This window comes from Streptomyces sp. NPDC054847, from assembly GCF_053610925.1.
On record NZ_JBSGZJ010000614.1, the window covers coordinates 1 to 3299 of the forward strand.

Below are 3299 nucleotides of genomic sequence, written 5' to 3' on the forward strand. Positions count from 1 at the left end.
GCTCCCGCAACCCGGCAAGATCATCACGCTCAACGCCCACGGTCCTCGCAACTCCCACAGATCGCGGGTGTTGCGAGGACCGTTAGAACCCAAGGGGCAGGGCGGGGCCTTCTGATCACCCGGCGCTGTGCGACGGGGCCGGCTCAGGCGTGCGTCACAGGTTGACGCCGGCGGAGCGCAGGAACGACATCGGGTTGAGCGCAGAGCCGTAGTTCGGCGTCGTGCGGATCTCGAAGTGGAGGTGCGGGCCGGAGGAGTTACCGGTGTTGCCGGACTTGGCTATGTTCTGGCCGGTCTTCACCTTCGCGCCCACGTTCACGTTGATCTTCGACAGGTGGGCGTACTGGGAGTACTTGCCGTTGTTGTGCTTGATCACGATGGCGTTGCCGTAGGCGGGGCCGTCGCCGCCGCCGTTCGGGCCCGCCTTGACGACGGTACCGGCGCCGACCGCCTTGACCTGCGTGCCGATCGGCACGGCGAAGTCCTGGCCGGAGTGCTTGGCGGACCACATGGCGCCGCCCTGCGCGAAGCTCGCGGTCAGCGTGTACTTGCCGACCGGCTTGACCCACGCCGGGGCCTTCTTGACGGGCTTCTTCTTGGCGGCCTTCGCCTTCGCGGCGTTCGCCTGGGCGTCGGCCTGGGCGGCGACGGCAGAGGCGGCGTCCACGACGGCCGGCTTGGCCGCCTTGCCCGCGTCGGCGGAGGCGACACCCGCACCGGCTCCGACGACCATCACGGCACCCATTCCGGCGGCCACGACAGCACCACGGGTACGGAGCACGGACGGGCGGAGCTGGTGGATCATGGTGCGCTTCGACATACGGGAGAACCTCCGGGCATGAATGGACCCGATGCATCCGCACCGGGCTGGCTCCACATTGGTAACCCGTGCTCCCAAGTCGCCTCAAACCCCCCAACTACGACATTGCGTCGTAGTGGCATCCGCGGAAATACGCCTCTTGACTCCCGGCCGAGGCGCGCGCACCGCCGGAAAGCGGGGCCTCGTATGCCCGGGACGGACCGGTTTAACCGCATGTCCTGGCCACGGGCCCCGGGAGAGAAGCCCTGCGGCCGGACCCGCGGACGAGGAGACGGAAGGCCCCGGGCCGGCCGGATCCCCCGTGAGGGACAAAACGGATATTCCGATCACTAATCCACCTAGTAGTACCCAAAACGCCTGTGCGCCTTGTCACGGAGGGGCCCCTTTCGGGGGTCCGGAATCGTGAGCCAGGCCACGCGCGACAGCCATGGGAAAGTGCTCCGGACCACACCGGAAAAGGGGCCGCGAGGTGACCGGGGCCACAGAATTCGGCCCTTTTCACCGCCTGGAAGGCCCGCCGCGCGTCCTTCCGGGAAGGATCCGCTTCCGGGATCCTCCTGTGCCATGAGTAGACCCGTGGTTCGTATCCGTCACCGCGCGCTGCGCCGCGCATGGATCTGGCCGCTCGCCGCCGGCCTCGTCTGCACGCTCACCTGGAGCTCGCCGGCCGGGGCCGGCCCCTCCGACACCGGCCTCAAGGGCGCCCTCGACAAGGTCCTCGCGGACCCCAGGATCGACGGCGGCGCCGTGAGCGTCGTGGTCGCCGACGCCGCCACCGGTGAGCGCCTCTACCAGCGCGACAGCGGCGACCGTCTGATGCCCGCGTCCAACACCAAGCTCGCCACCTCCGCCGCCGCCATGGCCGTGCTGGGCCCGGACCACCGCTTCAGCACCGACGTGCTGACCACCGGCCGCCGCGAGGGCGCCACTCTCACCGGCGACCTGTACCTGCGTGGCAGCGGCGATCCCACCCTGCTCGCGGCCGACTACCGAGCCCTCGCGGCGGACGTCGCGGCGTCCGGCATCAAACGCGTCACCGGGCGCCTCGTCGCCGACGACACCCGCTTCGACGACCAGCGCCTCGGCCGGTCGTGGGCGGCCGACGACGAGTCCGCCTACTACTCCGCGCAGATCTCGGCGCTCACCCTCGCGCCCGACACCGACTACGACTCCGGCACCGTCGTCGTCGAGGTCGCCCCGGGCGCCAGGCCGGGCGAGCGCCCCCGCGTGACGCTGACCCCGCCCACCGACTACGTACGCCTCGACGTCAGCGCCACCACGGTCGAGGCGGGCCGGCCGGACACCCTGGCCGTCTCCCGGGACCACGGCACGAACAGGCTCACGATCAGCGGTGACGTCCCCGTCGGCTCGGCAGCCGCCAAGGAGTGGATCGCGGTCTGGGAACCGACCGGCTACGCGGCCGCCGTGTTCGCCGACGCGCTCGCCGAGCACGGCGTACGGGTCTCGGGCACTCCCCGTCTGGGCCGCCCGACCCCCGCCGGGGCGCGCACGCTCGCCTCGCACCGCTCCATGCCGCTCAGCGAACTGATGCACCCGTTCATGAAGCTCTCCAACAACATGCACGCGGAGGCGCTCACCAAGGAGATGGGGCACCGGGCGTCAGGCCGCGGCACCTGGGACGCGGGCCTCGCCGCGATCGGCGCCCAGCTGGAGAAGGAGGGCGTCAGGACCTCCACCCTCCGCCAGGCCGACGGCTCCGGACTGTCCCGGATGAACATGTTCCCGGCGGCCGAGCTGGCGACCCTCCTGCTCTCCGTCCGCGACGCCCCCTGGTTCGCCGACTGGTACGCGTCCCTGCCGGTGGCCTGCGCCCCCGACCGCGCCGTGGGCGGAACGCTGCGTTCCCGTATGTGCGGCACCCCGGCCGCCCTCAACGCCCGGGGCAAGACCGGCTCGCTGACGGGTGCCTCCGCGCTGTCGGGATACGTCACCGACGCCGCGGGACGCGAACTCGTCTACAGCGTCGTCCTCAACAACTACCTCGCCTCCTCGGTGAAGAGCATCGAGGACGCGCTGGTCGTCACCCTGGCGTCCTCGGACACCGCGGCGGGCACGATCGTGCCCACGTCGCCCCCGCGTGCCCGCACCGCGGAGCCCGATGCCTCACTGGAATGCTCCTGGCGCAAGCCCGCCTCCTGTTGACCCTGCCGGGTCCCGCCGACGCCAGCGGGGCCCGGCTCAGCAGGGCACGGGCAGCACACGCAGGGCCTTGACATGGCACGCCCGCCCGCCTCCCGGTCGGGCGGACCGGCCCGACCATGCAGCGCACGGCCTCGGCATGGCACGCCACCCGAGCCGAGCCCTGACAGTGCCCGCCGAGAGCGGGCGGCTCCTCGCCCTCCTCGGCGCCAGGCAGCGCACGCAGTCCATTGGCAAGGCCCCCGCCAACCCTGTCACGGCCTCCGGACAGGGCCCGCCAGGGGCAGCGGGCCCCTGGCGGGCCTGAGCACCCGGGCGG

Annotated in this window: 2 protein-coding genes; one reads left to right on the top strand and one right to left on the bottom strand. The window is 71.7% G+C overall.

All coding sequences use genetic code 11. From position 1 onward, the window contains the following. Window positions 1-154: 154 nt before the first annotated feature. Window positions 155-820, bottom strand: coding sequence for a M23 family metallopeptidase (locus ACWGH4_RS33220; RefSeq protein WP_453467395.1), 666 nt, complete (start codon window positions 818-820; stop codon window positions 155-157). Window positions 821-1384: 564 nt separating this feature from the next. Between ACWGH4_RS33220 and dacB the strand changes: the two genes are divergently transcribed. Beyond that, window positions 1385-2983: a D-alanyl-D-alanine carboxypeptidase/D-alanyl-D-alanine endopeptidase gene (dacB, locus tag ACWGH4_RS33225; protein ID WP_441263673.1), complete on the top strand. Its 1599-nt coding sequence runs from the start codon at window positions 1385-1387 to the stop codon at window positions 2981-2983. Window positions 2984-3299 lie beyond the last annotated feature (316 nt).